At 65.9% G+C, this 287-nt stretch carries 1 protein-coding gene; it reads left to right on the top strand.

Going from position 1 to position 287, the window contains the following annotated elements; genetic code table 11:
• The coding region (locus tag SB764_RS39400; protein WP_410866666.1) for an NAD(P)H-dependent oxidoreductase at nt 1-287 on the top strand (287 nt) is incomplete at both ends.

Raw genomic sequence — 287 nt, 5'->3', positions numbered from 1 at the left:
AGGCCGCGTTCGACGCGCATGACGTGACCGACCGTGCGCCCGATGCGCGCTTCGATCCCGCGCTCGATTCGAAGCGTGCGTTCGAGACGGGCACGCAACGCGACGACATCGCGCGCGAACAGGACAAGCTGAAGTGGGCCGACGCGGTGATCCTGCAGTTTCCGCTGTGGTGGTTCTCGATGCCGGCGATCATGAAGGGCTGGGTCGAGCGTGTGTATGCGTACGGCTTCGCGTACGGCGTTGGCGAGCATTCCGACCAGCATTGGGGCGACCGTTACGGCGAGGGC

The organism is Paraburkholderia sp. SIMBA_027, from assembly GCF_046535315.1.
Lineage (GTDB): Bacteria > Pseudomonadota > Gammaproteobacteria > Burkholderiales > Burkholderiaceae > Paraburkholderia > Paraburkholderia tropica.
This window is presented reverse-complemented; position numbering and strand designations above follow the sequence as displayed.